General features: G+C 69.7%; 17 protein-coding genes and 3 pseudogenes. 11 read left to right on the forward strand and 9 right to left on the reverse strand.

Annotated elements, in window-relative coordinates; translation table 11 throughout:
• Positions 1-108: 108 nt before the first annotated feature.
• Positions 109-867 (reverse strand): DUF4142 domain-containing protein, encoded by a 759-nt coding sequence (locus tag AB0L95_RS26325; protein WP_365165240.1) that lies wholly within the window; start codon positions 865-867, stop codon positions 109-111.
• Between the two features lie 236 nt (positions 868-1,103).
• On the opposite strand from AB0L95_RS26325, the gene AB0L95_RS26330 reads away from it, so the two are divergent.
• Positions 1,104-1,742: an alpha/beta fold hydrolase gene (locus tag AB0L95_RS26330; RefSeq protein WP_365165466.1), complete on the forward strand. Its 639-nt coding sequence runs from the start codon at positions 1,104-1,106 to the stop codon at positions 1,740-1,742.
• Positions 1,743-1,844: 102 nt separating this feature from the next.
• On the opposite strand, the gene AB0L95_RS26335 is transcribed toward AB0L95_RS26330, so the two are convergent.
• On the reverse strand, positions 1,845-2,762 hold the full coding sequence (locus tag AB0L95_RS26335) for a glyoxalase (RefSeq protein WP_365165242.1): 918 nt from the start codon (positions 2,760-2,762) through the stop codon (positions 1,845-1,847).
• Between the two features lie 181 nt (positions 2,763-2,943).
• On the opposite strand from AB0L95_RS26335, the pseudogene AB0L95_RS26340 reads away from it, so the two are divergent.
• The 4 genes and pseudogenes from AB0L95_RS26340 to AB0L95_RS26355 all read left to right on the forward strand — a co-directional run.
• Positions 2,944-4,563, forward strand: a pseudogene (locus tag AB0L95_RS26340) (amidohydrolase); the annotation flags it as partial.
• Between the two features lie 84 nt (positions 4,564-4,647).
• Positions 4,648-5,299: pseudogene (locus AB0L95_RS26345) on the forward strand (hydrolase).
• 100 nt (positions 5,300-5,399) lie between these two features.
• Positions 5,400-6,767, forward strand: a pseudogene (locus AB0L95_RS26350) (MFS transporter); the annotation flags it as partial.
• 130 nt (positions 6,768-6,897) lie between these two features.
• On the forward strand, positions 6,898-7,029 hold the full coding sequence (locus AB0L95_RS26355) for a hypothetical protein (protein WP_365165467.1): 132 nt from the start codon (positions 6,898-6,900) through the stop codon (positions 7,027-7,029).
• Positions 7,030-7,179: 150 nt separating this feature from the next.
• Here the strand turns inward: AB0L95_RS26355 and wrbA are convergent, their stop codons facing one another.
• On the reverse strand, positions 7,180-7,797 hold the full coding sequence (wrbA, locus tag AB0L95_RS26360; RefSeq protein ID WP_365165245.1) for an NAD(P)H:quinone oxidoreductase: 618 nt from the start codon (positions 7,795-7,797) through the stop codon (positions 7,180-7,182).
• A 244-nt stretch (positions 7,798-8,041) separates the two neighbouring features.
• On the opposite strand from wrbA, the gene AB0L95_RS26365 reads away from it, so the two are divergent.
• Both AB0L95_RS26365 and AB0L95_RS26370 read left to right on the forward strand, forming a co-directional pair.
• Entirely contained in the window at positions 8,042-9,133 is a 1,092-nt protein-coding gene (locus tag AB0L95_RS26365; RefSeq protein WP_365165247.1) for a hypothetical protein, read from the forward strand.
• Positions 9,134-9,218: 85 nt separating this feature from the next.
• Positions 9,219-9,839, forward strand: a complete 621-nt coding sequence (locus AB0L95_RS26370; RefSeq protein WP_365165250.1) for a TetR/AcrR family transcriptional regulator — start codon at positions 9,219-9,221, stop codon at positions 9,837-9,839.
• Positions 9,840-9,958: 119 nt separating this feature from the next.
• Here AB0L95_RS26370 and AB0L95_RS26375 read toward each other — a convergent pair whose 3' ends face one another.
• Together AB0L95_RS26375 and AB0L95_RS26380 are read right to left on the reverse strand one after the other, a co-directional pair.
• Positions 9,959-11,140: a YbfB/YjiJ family MFS transporter gene (locus tag AB0L95_RS26375; RefSeq protein WP_365165469.1), complete on the reverse strand. Its 1,182-nt coding sequence runs from the start codon at positions 11,138-11,140 to the stop codon at positions 9,959-9,961.
• Between the two features lie 196 nt (positions 11,141-11,336).
• Complete coding sequence (locus AB0L95_RS26380; protein WP_365165252.1) at positions 11,337-11,639, reverse strand: muconolactone Delta-isomerase family protein; 303 nt, start codon at positions 11,637-11,639, stop codon at positions 11,337-11,339.
• A 185-nt stretch (positions 11,640-11,824) separates the two neighbouring features.
• Between AB0L95_RS26380 and AB0L95_RS26385 the strand changes: the two genes are divergently transcribed.
• The 3 genes from AB0L95_RS26385 (at position 11,825) to AB0L95_RS26395 (ending at position 14,207) form a co-directional block, all read left to right on the forward strand.
• Positions 11,825-12,748 carry a LysR family transcriptional regulator gene (locus tag AB0L95_RS26385; protein WP_365165254.1) on the forward strand — a complete coding sequence of 308 codons (924 nt, stop codon included), beginning with the start codon at positions 11,825-11,827 and terminating at the stop codon, positions 12,746-12,748.
• A 268-nt stretch (positions 12,749-13,016) separates the two neighbouring features.
• Positions 13,017-13,730, forward strand: coding sequence for an SDR family oxidoreductase (locus AB0L95_RS26390; RefSeq protein ID WP_365165256.1), 714 nt, complete (start codon positions 13,017-13,019; stop codon positions 13,728-13,730).
• 87 nt (positions 13,731-13,817) lie between these two features.
• Positions 13,818-14,207: a hypothetical protein gene (locus AB0L95_RS26395; RefSeq protein ID WP_365165258.1), complete on the forward strand. Its 390-nt coding sequence runs from the start codon at positions 13,818-13,820 to the stop codon at positions 14,205-14,207.
• Positions 14,208-14,268: 61 nt separating this feature from the next.
• Here the strand turns inward: AB0L95_RS26395 and AB0L95_RS26400 are convergent, their stop codons facing one another.
• Together AB0L95_RS26400 and AB0L95_RS26405 are read right to left on the reverse strand one after the other, a co-directional pair.
• A complete protein-coding gene (locus AB0L95_RS26400; RefSeq protein WP_365165260.1) occupies positions 14,269-14,652 on the reverse strand; it encodes a hypothetical protein in 384 nt (127 codons plus the stop codon).
• A gap of 256 nt (positions 14,653-14,908) precedes the next feature.
• Positions 14,909-15,721 carry a TetR/AcrR family transcriptional regulator gene (locus AB0L95_RS26405; protein WP_365165262.1) on the reverse strand — a complete coding sequence of 271 codons (813 nt, stop codon included), beginning with the start codon at positions 15,719-15,721 and terminating at the stop codon, positions 14,909-14,911.
• Between the two features lie 126 nt (positions 15,722-15,847).
• Here AB0L95_RS26405 and AB0L95_RS26410 point away from each other — a divergent pair, with 126 nt between their 5' ends.
• Positions 15,848-16,237 (forward strand): VOC family protein, encoded by a 390-nt coding sequence (locus AB0L95_RS26410; protein ID WP_365165265.1) that lies wholly within the window; start codon positions 15,848-15,850, stop codon positions 16,235-16,237.
• A gap of 72 nt (positions 16,238-16,309) precedes the next feature.
• Here AB0L95_RS26410 and AB0L95_RS26415 read toward each other — a convergent pair whose 3' ends face one another.
• Both AB0L95_RS26415 and AB0L95_RS26420 read right to left on the reverse strand, forming a co-directional pair.
• Complete coding sequence (locus tag AB0L95_RS26415; RefSeq protein ID WP_365165471.1) at positions 16,310-17,776, reverse strand: protein kinase; 1,467 nt, start codon at positions 17,774-17,776, stop codon at positions 16,310-16,312.
• Positions 17,777-17,895: 119 nt separating this feature from the next.
• Positions 17,896-18,684, reverse strand: coding sequence for a PIG-L family deacetylase (locus AB0L95_RS26420; protein WP_365165268.1), 789 nt, complete (start codon positions 18,682-18,684; stop codon positions 17,896-17,898).
• Positions 18,685-18,690 lie beyond the last annotated feature (6 nt).

The raw sequence follows: 18,690 nt of genomic DNA on the forward strand, positions 1-18,690 counted from the left end.
ACCGGCCGTCTGCCGTACCGCCCCCGTCCCACCGCCTTCGAAGGGGCCGGGCGGTCCGCAACGTGGTCCGCGCGCGACTTCTTGGACGGGATCAGCCCCCGCCGCTGATCAGCCGACCGCAGGGCTGGGTGCCGGGGACGTGGTGTCCGCGGGGGCGGCGGTACTCACGTTCAGATCCGGGCGGGGGGTGAGGACGACCATCGGCGCGCCCGGCTGGGGCGCGGGCGGGGTGAGCTGGTCCTTGGGCAGCTTGGGCGGGGTGCTCTGCTGGAAGAGGACCTGGTCGAAGTTGACCGTGCCGGTCTTCTCCAGCACCGTGATGTGGTCGAGGACCGTGTCGTTCGCCAGGTCGGCCAGTTGGCGCACCATCGTGTTCTTGGTGGTGGCGCGGATCTTGGCGATGGTCGGGAAGATCTGGCCGTGGGTGACCCGCATGATGTTCGCGGCGGTGTTGTCGAACTCCCTGCCGTTCGCCGCCGCCGAGGTCGCCACGAACTGCTGCTGCTGTGGGGTCGCCTGGTTCGGCAGGGTGATGCCCAGTTCCGGGGCGATCTTGCGGCACATCGCGTCGAGTCCGGCGTGGCCCACGATCAGGTGCTTGCCGGCCTCCCTCATCTCCGGCGTGGACCCCTTCTTCAACGCGATCTCGCCGAGCGGGTACTCCCACAACCCGGCCGAGCGCACCTTGACCACGAAGTCACGGTCCGCTTCCGTCAGTGGGCCGTAACGGGTGTTGGCGATGACGCGGTCCGGGGAACTCGACGTGTTCTGGACGCCGAGCATGGCAGGGTAGGCGAGGGCGGTGAGGGTCAGACCCAGCGCACCCGCCACAAAGACGGTTCCTGCCATGTTCCGGGAGATGGGCATGATTGCCTCCAGGCGTGAGCGGCTTGCTTCGCCAGGAAGTACGTACGGACTCCACGGATGGATCATCGTTCTGAAAAAATCTGGAAAAATCTCGGGAGGCTGCTGCGTGTCGCGTCAGAGACGCCGGGACCGATCCGCAACACATCCCAGGGACTCCCGGCGCCCGACGGCGAGAGCGAGTCGGTGCGCCTGAGCCCGAGCGGGAGACGGAAGCCGGCCGCACGGAGCGTCCGGCGCTGGTCTTGGTGCACGGTGCCGGGCAAGGCGGTCGGATGTGGAGACGTCAGCTGGGAGCGTTGTCCGATGACTTCCACGTCGTCGCACCCGATCTGCCGGGCTTTGGCGGCACACCGGGACCGTTCAGCCTGACGGCGGCCGTGGAACGGGTCGCCGAGATCGCCCGGCGGCTACGGCCTGTCCATCTGTGCGGCCACTCCCTCGGGGCGATCGTGGTGGCACGGGCGGCGGCTGAGAACCCGGACCTCGTTGCCCGGTTGATTCTGTCCGGTGGGCCCGAGATCGCACCAGGCAAGACGTCGCCACGGCGGCTTCGGATCGAACGGCGTCGTCCCGGCCTGCTGGTCCGCGCGCTCTCCGACCTGCCCGATCGCGCCGGGTGGATCGACGTGCTGGACGCTCTGCAAACGAGCGACCTGTCCCGCGTACTTCCGCGGATCGCCGCGCCCACGCTTGTGCTGTGCGGGAAACGGGATCGCAGCGGCCTGCCGGACGCCCGACAGACCGCGGCGGCCATCCCAGGGGCCCATCTGTCTGTGGTTCCGCACGCCGGGCACCTGTTGCCCATGACGGCGCCGCATGCGTTCAATGCCATCGCCCGTGCATTCCTCGCCTCCGACCACCGGCAGACCCGTTGAGAGCGTCATGGTCCGGTGCCGGTTCATTACGCGGTCTTGAGTGGGTCACCGCTCATCCAGCCGCTCCCACCACAGACCGGGCGAACCTGTTCGGGCACAGCACTAATCGTGGATCTCGACGATGTATCCGCCGGGGAACTGCACGACGGCGCTGCCGTGTCCGGCCGCGGAGTGCGGCCCCCAAAGCACCTTCGCCCCACTCGACTTGGCCTTGGCCAACGTCTCCGCAAGGTGCGTCACCTCGTAGCCGGTGACTTCTCTCCCGAAGGGATACGGGAGGTGTCCGTCGGTCACCATGACGAGGGTCTTCCCGAAGGGGGAGGAGAGACGGATCCGCCGGTACGTCGTGCCGGGCAGACCGATTTCACCCGCGTCCGCACGCCGGTTGTCCGAGACGACCGATCCGCCGGTGAACTTCGCATAGGAGCGCAGGAAGGCGTCGACCGCGTCGGCCGAGACATAGACCCGGTTCTCCGGCACGGTCGCAAGCGGCGGGTACGACGGCGCGGTGGTGTGCCAGTAGACCTGCGTGTTGATCCCGCCGGGGAACTGGATGACCGCGTCCCGCCCGATGGGGTCGGAGAAAGGGGAGACGAGGAGATACGCGCCGCTGGCCTGCGCGCGCCGGATGCCGGCGTCGAAGTCCTTCAGCAGCCAGCCGGTCCGCTCCGCCCCGAACGGGTACGGGACGGGTGTCTGGAAGTCGAAGACCGACAGGGTCCCGACGGGCGAGAAGATGAGCTCGGACTTGGTCCGGCTGGGTGTCGGGGTGACGTCGGTGACCGAGACGGCGGTGTTCGTCCCGCCGAAGGTCGCCTTCCAGCTGGCGGTGAACGCCGCCAGCATGCCGGGTTCGACATAGACATGCGTCGTGTCGTACTGAGGGCCGACGCCGATCTGGCTCTGAGCGCTTCGATAGGCGCGGGGAAGGCCTTCTGCCGACGTGGCGGCCGTTGGGACGACAAGCAGGGTGGCGGAGAGTACGACAGGCAGGACGTGAGCGAGAGCGCGGTCTCTCATGGTTGCCTGCTCCTCTGGGCCACGGAGGCCGTCAGGATTCCTTCTGGGCGATTCCTTCCGGGCGCGGCGCTCAAGGAGGGCGGGCCGTGCTCGCGGCGCTCGCCCGCGCACGCACCGGGGTCATGTATTCACCCACCGTAAACGCCGGTGCCCGGTGACGCATCTTTGCCTGGGGCGGCCTCTGCGCTGGGACGGCGTCCCCTCACTGCGTACGGCCTTGTGGATGCTCCGCGATCAGGCCGGACGCACCCCCAGCGGCCAATGGGTGCGCGTGGTGGGCGGCTGGACCGTTGATCAGTTCGCCGAGCGGCGGCTGCCCACCGTGGCGGAGCTCAACGCCGCGGCCCCGGACACCCCTGTCTTCGTGCTGCACCTGTATCAGTCGGCCATTCTGAACCGGGCCGCGGTCAGAGCGGCCGGCCTCACCAGGGACAGCGTCCCGCCTCCCGGGGGACAGATCGTCCGCGACCACTCGGGGGAGCCCACGGGTCTTCTGCTGGCGGCCCCTGCCGCAGGTCTGCTGTACTCCACCCTCGGCAAAGGGCCCAAGCTGGACGAGGAACAACAGGTCGGCTCCACCCGGTACTTCCTGTACGAGCTGAACCGGCTGGGCCTGACCAGCGCCATCGACGCCGACGGCGGCTTCCAGAACTTCCCCGAGAACTACGGGGCCGTGATGAGGCTCGCCGAGCAGGGCCTGCTGACCCTGCGCATCGCCTACCACTTGTTCCCGCAGAACCCCGGCCAGGAACTGGATGATCTGCGGCGGTGGATCGGTATGGTCCGGCCCGGCGACGGCGACGAGTGGCTGCGCCTCAACGGAACGGGCGAGAACCTCGCATGGTCGCCCGCAGACTACGAGAACTTCACCGAGCCCCGACCGCTGCGGCCGGACTGCGCCGACAGCGAACTCGAAGCGGCAGTACGCCTGTTGCTCGACAACGGATGGGGCTTCCGGCTGCACGCCACCTACGACGAGACCATCCGCGCCGACCTCGACGTGTTCGACAAGGTGGCCGCGGACGGCGGGTTCCCTCGCGGTGTGCCCTGGTTCTTCGACCACGCCGAGACCGTCTCCGAGGTCAGCCTCGACCGGATCGCCGCGCTGGGCGGCGCCCTGTCCATCCAGAACCGGATGATGTTCCAGGGCACTGCCTTCGCCGACCGCTACGGCGCGGCCCAGACATCGAACACCCCGCCCATCCTCAAGATGCTCGAGCGCGGACTGCGGGTCGGCGCCGGCACCGACGCCACCCGGGTGTCCAGTTACAACCCGTGGCTGTCCCTGGAATGGCTGCTGCGCGGACGCACCATCGGCGGCAGACTGCTGGCGTCCGCCGAGAACCGGGTCGACCGGACGACGGCCCTGCGCATGTACACAGTCGCCGGCGCCGAACTCACCGGCGAAGCCGACGTCAAGGGCGTTCTGAAAGAGGGTTACTACGCCGACCTGGCCGTGCTGTCGGAGGACTATTTCTCCGTACCGGAGGAGGACATCTCACACATCGAGTCCTTGCTGACCGTCGTCGGCGGACGCATGGTGTACGCCGCCGGCGAGTTCGAAGGGCTGGCCGCGCACCTGCCCGGCGTGGAACCGTCCTGGAGCCCGGTGGCCTACTTCGGCGGGTACCACCACACGGTGTTCCCGAGCCCCCCTTCCGGGGTCGACCAGGCGCAGGCAGTGGTCGAGGCCGCCGCCGCGTCCGAGGAACACCGCCAATGGCGCATCGTCCGAGGCTTTGCCGACGACAACGGCGCCTCTTCCGCCGGCGAGGTCTTCGACTCGTGTTTCGTCCTGTGACAGCGGCACCGCGAGGCCGTCGACGAGACGGCGAGCCGGAGCGGTGACCGCCCTGTCCCACACCCAGCCGGAAGGCAGAGCCCCATGGTCAACACTCAGGACGTCAAGCCCGATCCCGCCCCGTCTCTGCTGACTCCGCAGGACAGCGTCGTGTTGATGGTGGACCATCAGCCGCAGATGTTCTTCGGTACCACCAGCACCGACCGCGGCGACATCAGCAACGCCACAGTTGCTCTGGCCAAGGCCGCCAAGGTCTTCGACGTCCCCGTCGTCCTCACGACAGTCGCGGCCAAGACCTTCTCCGGCCCCCTCCTCGGCCCGCTGGCAGACCAGTTCCCCGGCGTCGAGCCCATCGACCGCACCACGATGAACTGTTGGGAGGACGCACGAGTCGTCGAGGCGGTCAAAGCGACCGGCCGCCCCAAGATCGTGATGGCGGGCTTGTGGACCGAGGTGTGCATCGCGCTCGCCGGCCTGTCCGCAAGAGCACAGGGCTACGAGGTCTACGTCCCCACCGACGCCTGCGGCGGTGTGTCGCTCGAAGCCCATGAGAACGCCTTGCGGCGGATCACGCAGCACGGCATCGTCACGACGACCTTGGCTGACCACCATGCTCGAATGGCAGCGTGACTGGGCCCGCACAGAGACCTACGACGCCGTCACGAAGGTCGTCCTGGAACACGCCGGCGCCTACGGACTGGGTGTGGCCTACGCTCATTCCATGATCAAGCAGTAGGTTCGGTTCCTTTTGCCGCGAAGGCCCGGCGGGTGCTCCCGCGCACCGGGCCGCCGAGCCCGCGTACGCAGCAGCCTCACCCCCGAGGGAGCGACAGCGGATGAACCAGCCGAAGGGGTCCGGCGGCGGCGCCGAGTCCGGACCGCCGACGCCGCGCACGGCCACCGGCTCGCCCTGGCAGCCCCTGCTTGTGCGGACGTTCAGGACCTTGTGGCTGGCCCAGTTCGTGTCCAACATCGGTGGCTGGATGCAGACGGTGGGCGCCCAGTGGCTGATCACCGAGCGGTCGGGCTCGGCGGGCCTGGTCGCCCTGGTACAGACAGCGGGCAGCCTGCCTGTCCTGCTTCTGGGCATCCTCGCCGGGGCTCTGGCCGGTATCGTCGACCGTCGGCGCCTGCTGCTCGTCGCGCAGGTGGTGATGTTCTCGGCCGCGGGACTGCTGGCCGCCCTGACCGCGACGGGGAGCATCAACCCCTACGGGGTGCTGCTCCTGACCTTCGTCCTCGGTTGCGGCACGGCGTTGATGAACCCCGCCTGGCAGGCGATCCGGCCCGAACTTGTGCCCCGTGACCAGATCCCCGCCGCGGCGACCCTGGGCGGGGTGAACATGAACCTCGCCAGGGCAGTGGGCCCGGCCCTCGGCGGCCTGGTCGTCGCTCAAGTGGGCACGGCCGCGGTCTTCGCCCTCAACGCCGTCTCCTTCCTGGCCACCATGGCCGCACTGCTCATCTGGCGCCGCAGCGGCGAACGAGACCCCTTGGGCGCCCAACGGATGCTGCCCGCCGTACGCGCCGGCTACCGGTATGTGCGGCACGCCCCTCGCGTGCGCCGGGCGCTGCTGCGCACTCTGCTGTTCGTCCCCGCTAGTGCCGCACTGTGGTCGTTGCTGCCCGTGATCGCCGAGCGGCGACTGGGGCTCAGCGCCGGCGGATACGGTCTGCTGCTCGGGGCGATCGGGGTGGGGGCCGTGCTGGGCGCCGTACTGCTGCCGCGGGTCCGCCGGCGCCGGTCGAGCAACATGGTGTTGACCGCCGGAGGGTTGCTGTTCGCGGTCGCGCTGGCCGTGCTCGCCCTCGTACGCATTCCGTGGGTCGTCGCGGTCGTCCTGGGGCTGTCCGGCGTCGCCTGGGTCGCGGTGCTGTCCATGCTGAACTCGCTGCTGTCCATGCTGAACTCGCAGATGCAGGTCACCGTGCCCGCATGGGTGCGGGCGCGGGCCTTGGCCGTCTACCTGACGATCTTCCAGGGCGGTATGGCGGTGGGGGCCGCCGTATGGGGCGCGGTCGCCGACACGGTCGGCGCGGGGACCGCCGCGTCGGTCGCCGCCGTGGTGCTCGCGGCCGCCTCACTCGTCGGGTACGGCTTCGCGGTGCCCGACACGCCTCTGGACCGGACGCCCTCCCTGCACCGGGCGGCGCCCGTCATGATGTTGGATCCGGCCGAGTTCGCCGGACCGGTGCTGGTCACCGTCGCCTACCGGGTGCCGGCCGGCCGTGCCGACGCCTTCGTAGCGGCGATGAACGCCCTCGGACGCCCCCCTGCGTACGGGCGCCCTGCAGTGGAATCTCTATCAGGACGGGGCGGATCCCCAGCAGTACCTGGAGGCGTTCCTGGTCGCCTCCTGGGAGGAACACCTGCGGCAGCACGGCGGCCGGCTCACCGGCTTCGACCGGGAGGTCGAGGAGAAGACGCGGACCATGCTGGAGTCCGCGACCTCGCGCAGGGTCTGACACTATCTACCGGCACGGACGGACGGCGGGCCATGACCGACCAGCGCGCACGCCCACTCATGGTGCGACCGTGCCGAGCACCTCACCGACGCACGACCGCGCCGACAGGAAGAGTGTCCCTGTCGGCGCGGATGCGGTGCTGAGTACGGCTCAGGCGGAGAGACCGGCCTTGAGGGCCCCGGCGATCTGGATGACGCGCTCGGCCTGGTGGCGGGCGGCGTTGCGGGTGTCGTCACCGATCGGGTTGTTGCCCTGGGCGTCGACGTGCGAGGTGCCGTAGGGGTTGCCGTCGACGAACTTCACCGGGTCGGTGTAGCCGGGGGAGACGATGATGCCGCCGAAGTGGTGGATGGAGTTGTACAGCGCGAGGAGCGTGGACTCCTGGCCGCCGTGGGCGGTGGCGGTGGTGGCGAAGCCGCTGTAGACCTTGTTGGCGAGCTTGCCCTGCGCCCACAGGCCGCCGAGGGTGTCGATGAACTGCTTGAGCTGCGAGGCGATGTTGCCGAAGCGGGTCGGAGAGCCGAAGATCACGGCGTCGGCCCACTCGACGTCGGCGGGGGTGGCCACCGGGATGCCGGCGCTGGCGGCGGCGTGGGCGGCCCACGCCTCGTTGGAGGCGATGGCCGCCTCGGGGGCCAGCTCCGCGGCCTTCAGCAGCCGAACCTCAGCCCCGGCCTTCTCTGCCGCTGCGCTGATCTCCTTCGCGATCTCGGCGCTGAAACCGGTCGAGGAGTAGTAGATGACCGCGAGCTTGACGGGGGAAGTCACGGGGGTGGTCTCCAATCCAGCAATGCTGTCGGTGTTGCGACGGAAAAAGCCCATGGTGCCTGGCTAGCTTTCGTTTGAAATGTTCATCTCAGAAATCGGCGAGATGTGCGCTTGCGGCGCGTGGTTGAAGGCTAAACCATCCTGGCTGGTGGTGCAACGTTCAACTGAATTCTGCGCGGAGCGTGCGCGGACGGTCACTGTATGGTTGCGTCCTGCTGTGCCCCGGCCTTCGGAGGGAGGACTGTTGCGCGTCCTGATCGGCATCATCGGGGCGCTGATCGTCCTGGGGACGTTCTCCTCGGTGCTCCGGACCCTGGTGATCGCGCAGCCGACCCGCTCCAGCTTCACGCGTGTGCTGCACAAGATGGTGCAGGTGCCGTTTCAGTTCCTGGCGGACCGCTGCAGCACGTCCGAGGGCAAACACCGTGCGCTGACCCCCGTGGCGGCGGTGTCCATCCTGTTCCATCTGATGGGCTGGCTGGTCGCCCTCTGGGCGGGCTATGCGACGCTCCAGGCGGCGGTGAGCGGCTACGGCGCGCTGGACGCACTGCGTGAGACGGGTGTTGCCCTCTTCACGCTCGGCTTCGCCAGCGGCCATCGGGTGGGTCTGACCGTTCTCGACTTCTGCGCGGCCGCGACCGGCCCGATCGTCATCGGTCTCCAGGTCGGCTACCTGCCGACCCTCTACGGCGCGTACTCCCGCCGGGAGGCCGAGGTCACCATGCTGGGGGCGCGGGCGGGCAGTCCGCCCTGGGGGCCGGAAATCCTCGCCCGCTACGGGCAGGTCGGGCTCACCGGCAGCATGACGGAGCTGTTCCGCAGCTGGGAGCGCTGGTCGGCCGAGGTCAGCGAGAGCCACACCAGCTATGTGGTCCTCAGCCGTTTCCGTTCCCCTCGTCACGACCGCAACTGGATCGTCTCCTTGCTGGCCGTCATGGACGCCGGCTCCATGCAACTCGCCCTCAACCCCGGCCAACCGCAGGCGGAGGCCCGGCTCGCGCTGCGGGCCGGCTTCGTCTGCTTGCGCGACATCGCCGACGTCTGGCGCATCCCGTACGAGTCCGATCCCTCACCCGACACGGCCATCCGGCTCACGTACGAGGACTTCGCCGCGGCCGTGGCCCACGCCACGGCGAACGGCTACTCCATCGAACGCACCCCCGAGGAGGCGTGGCCTCATTTCCGAGGCTGGCGCATCAACTACGAATACCTCGCCTACCGATTCGCCTACGTCCTCGACGTCGTCCCCGCCCCCTGGTCCGGCCCCCGCCGCACCCTCATGGAGACCGTCGCCCCCGTCACCCCGGTCGACCGCAAACCGAGCGCTTCCCGCTGACCGCGAAGTGACCGACCGAGGCCTGCCGCGACAGGGGTAGCCGACCGGTCTAGTAATGCGCGGGTGCGGGCCGTACACTCCCCACATGGGACGGACCAGCGACGCGCGGGAGAAGATACTCGACGCCGCGCAGTCACTCATCGAGCTGCGTGGTTACTCGGCCTTGGGCGTGGCCGAGATCTGCAAGTCGGCCGGCGTGCCCAAGGGAAGCTTCTACTACTTCTTCGAGTCCAAAGAGGCTCTGGCGCTGGCCGTCATCGACGAGCACTGGGCCGACCAGAGGGCCGCGTGGGCGAGCATGCTGAACGGCGACGCGCCGCCGCTCCAACGGCTGCGCCGACTGCTCGAAGAGACGGAGGCCGAGCAACGTGTCGGCCAGCAGAGCTGCGGTACGGTCTCGGGCTGTCTGTTCGGGAACCTCTCCCTGGAGTTGAGCAACCAGACAGAGGCCATCCGCTCGCGACTTCAGCAGATCTTCGACGCGCAGGTGGACATGGTCGACGCGGTCGTCGTCGAGGCCCAGCAGCGGGGGGAGATCGCCGTGACCGACACCCGGGAAGCCGCACGGTCGGTGGTCGCGCAGCTGGAGGGCCAGGTGATGCTCGCCAAGCTGTACAACAACACGGACCGGCTCGGTCCCCTGTGGCCCAACTGCCTGGCCCTTCTCGGCGGACGGCCGGCGCAGGAGGCCGTGGCCGGCGTCTGAGACCCGGTCTTCGCCTGAGCGATTGCTCCCGGCTGCTTCGGCTGGACGGCGGCGACGCGGAGCATCCCCTCCCGCGAGGCCGCTTCCGTGAGCGATTGGCCGGCCAATGCCCGGTTTCCTCAGGCCTCGCCCTCGTCCGGCAGGGGGACGGTGTACGGCGGTGCGGACTGTCCCATCTGCTCGGCGGACCGTGCCGCAGGGGTCTGGCCCACGACCGGCATCGGGTGGGGGAAGCCGACGCGGAGCACGCCGGCGGCGCCCGCGGCGGCCAGGACCACCACTGAGGCCAGGATCAGGGCCTGGTGGTAGCCGTGGTGGAGCAAGGGGGTGACGGCCAACGGGCCGAGGATCTGGCCGACCGAGTAGCCGGCGGTCAGCAGGGCGACCGACCGGGGGAACCGCAGATGAGCGCCCGCGGCAAGGGCGAGGGTGCTGACACCGATGAAGGTCGCGCCGAACAGGACCGCGGAGACCAGTGCGGCCGGCACTCCGCCGACGACGACGGGCAGGGCGATGCCGACGGCCTGGATGACCAGCGCGGTCAGGAGCAGGCCGGGGCGGGACCAGCGATGCCCGAGCCATGCCCACAGCGCCGAGGACGGTACGGCGGCGAGCCCGGCCAGCACCCAGGCCCCGCTGCCGACCCAGCCGGGGGAGCCCTGTCCGATCGCGGCGACGAGGAAGGTGCCGGCGACGATGTACCCGATGCCCTCCAGGGTGTAGCTGACGAACAGAGCGCTGAACCAGCGGTGTACCCGCGTCCTGGGGCGCGAGCCCGTCCCGCCGTCGGAGGGTGCGCGCGCTTCTTCGGGACGCAAGCTCCAGCAGGCAACGGCCAGGAGCGCGCAGAGCGCGGCCGAGGCCCACCAGGCGGTGCGCCAGTCGCCGAACGCGCGCAGGAAGAGGACGACCAGACCGGACAGGGCGATACCGGCGCCGACGCCACCGAAGGCCCAACCGGTCAGATGGGCGGGGTGCTGCCAGAGGTGGCCGAGGAGGGAGTTGACCGCGATGACGAAGATCAGGGCGCTGGTGATCCCGGCGAGCAGCCGCAGTGCGAGCCACGCGCCGGTGCTGTGGACGACGGGCATCCCCGCCAGAGTGGCGGTCAAGACCACCAGGGAGACGCGCAGGAGCATACGGGAGCGGACCAGCGCCGGGACGAGGATGCCCGCCAGCGCGCCGACGAGGTAACCGACGTAGTTGGCGGTGGCCAGGTTCGCACCCTCGCTGGCGGACAGCATCGCCTGCGCGTGCATCAGCGGCAGGATCGGGGTGTAGACGAACCGGCCGACACCCATGCCCGCCGCCAGCGCCGCGGCGGCCTGGGCCGCGTGGCCGCGCGGCGAGCGCAGCGGACGGTGCGGACGAACGGACGACAGGCCCAGGGCCGGCGAACTCATGACGATGTCCCTCTGATGCGGTGCGGATCTTGAATGGGGAAGGCCTCGGTGCTGCGGCCATGCGCGGCGGCGATGGCCCCGGCACAGGCGCCGGTCACTGCGTCGTGCCGGCCGTGCCCGGGTCGTTGGGGTGGGGCACCAGCGCGGTGACGGTGAGGGTCATCCAGGGCCGCAGCGGCAGCGTGCCGAGCACCTTCTCGTGCAGCTCGGCTTCGTCGGCGGCCCGCCAGATGCCGATGCTGCGCAGCTCGCCCACCGGGCGCCACAGCCGGTACAGATGGCCGGAAGCGGCCAGTTCCGCCGCCCGGACGGCCTCGGCGGCACGGCGCCGCCCGACCTCGTCCTCACCGACGCCCTCGGGGACGGTGGTGGTGATCTGAACCAGGAACTCCGGCATCTCCTCGCTCCTTTCGGATCCGCGCCGGAGTCACTGGATCCGCGCGGGAGTCATGCGATCCGCTCCGGAGCGCCGTTCGGCGCCCCGTCCTCGCCTTCGTGGCTCCATCCTGGGCCTGCCACCAGGGACGTTGCCACGACCGGCTCCCTCCCTGCTGATAGGTGACACCTCCCAGCGCGCGTAGCATGGCGGGCGTGGAGCTGCGCCAACTGAGGTATTTCATCGCGGTGGCCGAGGAGCTGAACTTCGGCCGGGCCGCCGCGCGGCTCCTGATCGCGGGGCCTTCCCTCTCCCAGCAGATCAAGGCCCTCGAACGCGACCTCGGAGTGCGCCTCTTCGACCGCGATCGCCGCTCGGTGTCCCTCACGCCGGCCGGCGCGGCGCTGCTCCCGCACACCCGCGCTCTGCTGGAACGGGCGGAGGACCTCCAGCGCCGCGCCGGCCGGCTGTCCGGCTCCGAACCGGTCCGGCTCGGCTACGTCAACTGGCTGCCCGGCGATCTGACCGCTCGTACCTCCGCGGTGGCTCAGATCCACATCGACGCCTGGGTCGCCCCCTCGCACACGCAGGCAGCCCGGGTGGCCGACGGCAGCCTCGATCTCGCGGTGTGCTGGGTACGGGCCGAGGACGTGGAGCGGTACCGCCTGAACGCCCGGCTCCTCGGCGCCGATCGGCTCTATGCCGTTGCCAAGGGTGATGACACCAGCCCCGTGCAGGCCCGGGACACCACGGTCCTGCTCGACGACGACATCACGTCCTGGTCGTCCTGGAACGTCTACGCCGAAGAACTCGCCCGTGACGCCGGAGCCCGAGTCGTGCGCATCTCGGACGGCGGAATCACCGGCCCGGCCTTCTTCGACCACGTCCGCCGCAGCGACCGTCCGATCATCAACTCGCCCAAGGGGCAGACCTGCGCGCTCCCAGCCGACCTGGTGCGACGCCCCGTGGTCGCCCCCGAGGTCTACTGGACCTGGTCCCTGGTCCGACGCCAGGACGAGGTGCGGGCGGGGGTCGTGGCCGCCATGGACGCCCTGTGTGACGGTGTCGCCGACCTCGGCATACACGCTGCCGACGCCTGGCTGCCCGCCGGCGACCCGTACCGGCAGTAGACACCGAGCCCCCGCGGCAGGAAGCCGCCGTTCCCCTGCGCCGACGCAACCCGTCTGCGCCGACGCACCCCGTGATCCTCCACCGGGAACGTCTCACCTGAGCTGAGAGTCATGGCCTCTCAGACGGGAGGAATCAAGTCCCAGCGCAGGGGCCGACAACCATTGCCTCCAGGCCGCACGACTGCCTATCGTCAAATAGTCGACCGGTCGGCTAGTACATCTTCGTCCGGTCCTGAACAGTCCTCCCACCTCGAAAGTGAAGATCACCGTGAGCATTGCGCAGCAGAAGGTCGCCGTCATCACCGGCGCGTCCCAGGGCATAGGCGCCGGACTTGTGGACGGCTACCGCGCACTCGGGTACGCGGTCGTCGCCACCTCCCGCACCATCGCACCCTCGGACGACGCGGAGGTCGTCACCGTCCAGGGGGACATCGCGGATCACTCCACCGCCGCGCGTGTCATCTCCGCCGCGGTGGAGCGGTTCGGCCGGGTCGACACTTTGGTGAACAACGCGGGCATCTTCGTCGCCAAGCCCTTCACCGACTACACCCTCGACGACTACGCGGCCGTGATCGGCGTGAACCTGAACGGATTCTTCCGCATCACTCAGCTGGCGGTCGAGCAGATGCTCGCTCAGGACAGCGGTCACATCGTCAACATCACCACCAGCCTGGTGGACAGCCCCGACTCCAGGGTGCCCTCGGTGCTGGCCTCTCTGACCAAGGGCGGCCTGCAGTCCGCGACCAAGTCCCTCGCCATCGAGTACGCCCGCCGCGGCATCCGCACCAACGCGGTGTCGCCGGGCACCATCAAGACCCCTATGCATCCCGAGGAGACCCATGAGTTCCTTGCGGACCTGCACCCGGTCGGCCGGATGGGCGAGTTGAGCGACATCGTCGACGCCGTGCTCTACCTGGAGCAGGCCCCGTTCGTGACCGGCGAGATCCTCCACGTCGACGGAGGCATGAGCGCCGGTCACTGATCCTGGCGCAGGCTGGCCGGGCGGCACCACAACCGGCCGGCCTACCGCCCCGCCCCCAGCCCGAACTCACCCGACCGGAGGAATCCGATGGAGCACACGACAGAAGCGGGCCGCGAGGCCGTACTGCGCCACGTCCTCGACCAGTGGAAGGGCGCCGTCGAGAGGCACGAACCCCAACGGGTGGCGTCCGTCTTCACCGAGAACGCGATATTCCAGGGACTGCACCCCTACAGCGTCGGACGGCCCGGCGTCGCGGAGTACTACGACTCCCAGCCCCTCGGAATGACGCTCGACTACCGGATTCTCGAAACCAGACACCTCGGCGAAGACCTCGTTCTCGGTTATCTGGGCGTCGACTTCATGTTCGTCGACCGTCCCGCGAAACGACTCAACCTCGGCGTGCTGGTCACTCACCTCCAGGAACGCTGGTACATCAGCCACTACCAGGTGTCCGGCCCCCTGCCGGACAACGGCTGAGCGTGCCGGGGGTGGTTCCCCGCCGACCGTCAGCGGGGAACCACCCAGGGTGTCGGGTCGGTCAGACGTGGGCGCAGATCGCGTACACCGTGATGCCCACGCTGGAGTAGCGGTTCTGCCGCCCCAGGCCGATCCAGCCCGTTCCGTTGTCGGTCGGGAAGCTGCCGACCAGGATCGCGTCGTTGCCCTGAGCCTCCGCGCCGCCGCCGATGACCCTCTTGCCCGGCGGGCAGGAGACGGTGCGTCGTTGGAAGTTGGGCACATTGGCGACGGGGAGTCGGACGATCTGGTAGCCGTCCACGGCGGCAGCCCGTGCCGGCTGTGCCTTGCTCGCCGCGACCTGATCGGTGGCGGTCTCGCCGGTGGTGGCCTGGGCGGCCCATCCGAGTCCGGATACCAGGGCCAGAGCCAGTACGCCCGCGCCGATCGCCTGCTTGCCTCGCATAGGTGTCCTTTCGTCCCGTGGGGTTCCGGAGAATGGAGCCCCTCCGCCGACGATGGTCGCGGGGCCGACCGGTCTTTGGACCGTAATTCGCACCAAACGCACCTATGGAGCGAACAGGGGGCAGAAGGGCGTACATAGGCGGACGTATGGCGAGGTGAGGGCGCTGCGAAGAGGAGTGCGCGCTATCGCCGCGAACGGCGTGCACGCCGCGCACCACGGGGCGACGGTGGCCTGACTGGGGCGCGATGGGACCGGCTCACGGGGTGCCCGCGCCGCGTTCGCGCGACGGCGCATGCGCGTCCGCGTTCCGGTCCTCGTCGATGAGTGCGGTGAAGGCGTCGAGGACGCGTTGCAGTCCGAAGGCGTACGCGTGATCGGGGTCGTAGGCACTGCCGTGCGCGGCGCCTGCCGCCGCTCCGACACGGACGGCTGTGGGGTAGGCGTTCTGGTCGAGGACCCGGGCCAGGAGCGGGGCGTTCACCTCCCACCACTGCTGGTCGTTCATGGCGCTGTCGTGCTGGGCGGCGCGGGCGCCGGCGGCTGCGCGGGCGCACGCCTGGACGAAGGTGACCAGATAGGTCAGGCAGTCGTCCATCTCGACGTCACTGAGGCCCAGGCCGTCGAGTGCGGACAGCTCGTGCTCGTACTTGGCCATCAGCCCCGGTCCGAGCGGAGGCCGGGCGGTGGAGACGGTCGCGGCCCAAGGGTGCCGTTCGAAGAGGGCCTTGTTCTCCTCGGCGACCGCGGTGACGCGTCGGTACCACGCCTGTCCGGTGGTGTCCGTACGGGGCATGCGGGCATAGGCGGCGTCGAGCATGAGGTCGAGCAGTTCGGCCTTGCCGGGGACGTAGGTGTACAGCGTCATGGGTACCACGCCGAGTTCCTGGGCCACTCGGCGCATGGTCACCGAGTCCAGGCCCTCGGCGTCGGCGATCGCGGTGGCTGCCTCGACCACCGCGTCCACGCTGAGCCCGCGCCGTGGACCTCGTCGGCGGTCGGGGCCGGAGTGTCGCCACAGCAGCTGCAGGGTTCGGGCCGGTTCGCCCGCGCTGGTTCGTTCCGTCGGCACGGGGACAATCCTCTCGCATCAAAACTTCGTACGTTGTATTCTGTACGCCGTACAGAGAAGCGCGGCGTGCAGGGAAGTGCATGTGCAGGTCGGGCATCTGAGATGCGTCACCCTCGAAGGAGTCCCGTGAAGGTCACTTCCAGCGCCGTGTCGCTCAACGTCGACGACGTCCCCGGCTCCGCCGCCTTCCTCGTCGAACACTTCGGTTTCCGAGCGGAGATGAGCGCCGACGGGTTCGCGTCCCTGACGCGCGACGACGTGGGCATGAACGTCGTGTTTCTGCGGCGGGGGCTGGCGACGCTCCCGGCGGACCAGCGCGAGGAGCACGCGACGGGTCTGATCCTCGCCTTCGTCGTCGACGACCTCGAAGGCGAACTGGCACGCCTGCGCACCGAAGGCGTCACGATCACCATGCCGTTGACCGAGGAGGAGTGGGGCGAGCGCGCCTTCCAGGTCCGCGACCCCAACGGCGTCATCGTGCAACTGGTCGACTGGAACGCGACCCCCGGACACTGAGCCGGCCTGCTTCCCCCCTCCAGGCCAGGCCGTGCGCGGAGGGCGTCGGGCCCTCCATGCGGACGGGGTGGCTCAGTGCGGTCGTGCGCCTGTTTCGAGGCGGTGCCATGTCGACGGACGGCCCTCGGCGACGGCTCGTCCGGCGTCGGTGCGGCGCCGCACGAGTCCCACGCCCTCCCACACGAGGGCGGCACCGGCCACCAGGGACAGAAGCAGATAGAAGACGAACAGCTTGTGCACGTCGTCGAGGAAGTACCAGACCGATGCGGTGGCGCTGAACCAGAAGGCGACCAGTGAGCCGGCACCGCGCTTCCGGCTGCGCGCCGCGCCGACAAGGCAGCAGACGGCGGTCAGCGCCAGCAGAGCTGCGATGCCGACGTACGAGTGGTCCCACCCGTCGTTGGCCCGCCGCAGTTCGGAGTTGACCGCCACGGCCTCGGCCACCGGCCCCCAGCCCACCGCGCACGACACGCGTGCCGACCACGGCAGAGCCACCACGCCCAACACGGCGGCGGCGACGGCGACGCGGCCGAAGTGGTCGGTCTCCACCAATGCGCCACGCGCGCACAGCAACGACAGCAGACATCCGAGCAGGGCCAAGGCGCCCTGGGCCGAGGGACGCAGCGACATCCGGAACCGCTCCCGGAGCGGGGTGCGACCGTCGGAGCGGGGAGCCGGAGCGACGGGGGCGGCGGCTCGGACGGTCGGCATGACCGCCTGTACGAGGGCGTCGGCGAGTGCCGCGCGCATCTGCCCGGCGTCGGCGAACCGCTCCGCCGGGTCCTTGCGCAGGGCGCGTTGGATCACCGCCTCCACGACCGGCGGTACCTGCGGCCGGAGCTGCGACACCGGCTCGGGTTCGGCGAACAAATGCTGATGCATGACGGCGAACGGTGATGCGCCGCGGAACGGCGGCCGACCGGTGAGCAGTTCGTACAGCAGGCATCCCATCGCGTAGAGGTCCGCCCGGTGGTCGATCTCCGCCCCGTTGATCTGCTCGGGCGACAGATACGCGGGAGTGCCGATGGCCGCACCGCTGCCTGTGATGCGGGTGGCCGCTTCGGTGAATGCCTTCGCGATGCCGAAGTCGAGGACCTTCACGCTGTCGGGTCCGGCAAGCATGATGTTGGAAGGCTTGATGTCCCGGTGCACGATGCCGCGCTCGTGGCTGTGCCCCAGAGCGTCCAGTACCGCGCACGCCGCATTGATCGCCTCCGCGACGGGCAGCGGTCCGTCGTGGAGGGCCTCGGCGAGGGTGGTGCCCTGCACGTACTCCATGACCAGGTAGGGTCGTGGGCCGTCCGGGTCCGGTTCCTCGCCGACATCGTGGATGGTGGCCACGGACGGGTGGTTCAACGCGGCGGCCGCGTGTGCCTCACGCCGGAAGCGGGCTCGCGACTCAGGGTCGTGGGCCAGCGCGGGGGAGAGCAGCTTCACCGCGACGGTACGCCGGAGCCGCTGGTCCACCCCACGATGGACCGTTCCCATACCGCCCTGCCCGAGCCTCTCGACCAGCTCGTACCGGCCGCCCAGGACCATGTCCCGCACCACTCGCGCCTCCCCGTGCATCGCGCAACCCGACGCAGCTTACGGTGTGTGCAAGCATTGGCCTGCGCCGACGGTGGGCGGCGTGTCTGCTCCATGTGTCACGGAACGATTCAGGCTGTCAGCCTCTCCATGCCACGGCCTGTCGGCGTGACCTCCAGGCGCGTGTAGTACTCCGTGGCGAGGATCCGTCGCCGGGCCTCGGCAGCCAGACGAGACAGGACGCCGGGCAGCGGGCGCTCTCGGGCTACTTCGCTTCGGTGTGCGAGGATCGCGGACCATTTCTGCTCCAGCCACGGACTCACGTCGACCGTGGCGGACACCCACTCGTCCGGCACGCTGAGCACGGACTTGCCGACCCGGGTCATGAGCTCGCCCAACTCTGCAACGCCCGAGTGTGGATGCGTGGCCACGTACAGCGCGCTGGGCTGCCACGGTTCCCCCGCCTCGAGGTACCGGTGCTCAAGTCCGGCGGCCTGTACGGCGAGCAGGGTCGCGCGGTGGGTGTGCACGTGGTCCGGGTGGCCGGACAGCCCACCGTATGCATCGTGGGTCACGACGATGTCCGGGCGGACCTCACGCAGGTGCCGTACGAGCCGCTCTACGGCCTCGTCGAGGGGAGCGTCGCAGAACCGTGCCCGACCGGGCGCCGACTCGGGTACCCGGGCGTCCGCGTACCCCAGCATGCGCGGCTCACCGGCTCCCAGAATGCGCAGGGCGTCGGCGAGTTCCGAGGCGCGATGGCTGCCCGGGGCCCAGGTCGCGGTGACAACGGCGGTGCGTGCTCCCGCGGCCGCGTGCTGGGCGAGCACGCCCCCGGCGACCAGGGACTCGTCGTCCGGGTGCGCGAAGATCGCGAGCAGGCTGGGAAGTTGTGCGGGGGATGACGGGGGCGTGGTCACAGGGGT

This window comes from Streptomyces sp. NPDC052036 (genome assembly GCF_040680495.1).
GTDB lineage: Bacteria > Actinomycetota > Actinomycetes > Streptomycetales > Streptomycetaceae > Streptomyces.

What these genes read in the sequence shown, in the direction of transcription:
- AB0L95_RS26325 (WP_365165240.1), bottom strand. Translation starts at nt 867, where the DNA reads ATGCCCATCTCCCGGAACATGGCAGGAACCGTCTTTGTGGCGGGTGCG.
- AB0L95_RS26335 (WP_365165242.1), bottom strand. Translation starts at nt 2,762, where the DNA reads ATGAGAGACCGCGCTCTCGCTCACGTCCTGCCTGTCGTACTCTCCGCC.
- AB0L95_RS26370 (WP_365165250.1), top strand. Translation starts at nt 9,219, where the DNA reads ATGGGACGGACCAGCGACGCGCGGGAGAAGATACTCGACGCCGCGCAG.
- AB0L95_RS26375 (WP_365165469.1), bottom strand. Translation starts at nt 11,140, where the DNA reads ATGGGTGTCGGCCGGTTCGTCTACACCCCGATCCTGCCGCTGATGCAC.
- AB0L95_RS26380 (WP_365165252.1), bottom strand. Translation starts at nt 11,639, where the DNA reads ATGCCGGAGTTCCTGGTTCAGATCACCACCACCGTCCCCGAGGGCGTC.
- AB0L95_RS26385 (WP_365165254.1), top strand. Translation starts at nt 11,825, where the DNA reads ATGGCGGGCGTGGAGCTGCGCCAACTGAGGTATTTCATCGCGGTGGCC.
- AB0L95_RS26395 (WP_365165258.1), top strand. Translation starts at nt 13,818, where the DNA reads ATGGAGCACACGACAGAAGCGGGCCGCGAGGCCGTACTGCGCCACGTC.
- AB0L95_RS26400 (WP_365165260.1), bottom strand. Translation starts at nt 14,652, where the DNA reads ATGCGAGGCAAGCAGGCGATCGGCGCGGGCGTACTGGCTCTGGCCCTG.
- AB0L95_RS26415 (WP_365165471.1), bottom strand. Translation starts at nt 17,776, where the DNA reads ATGGTCCTGGGCGGCCGGTACGAGCTGGTCGAGAGGCTCGGGCAGGGC.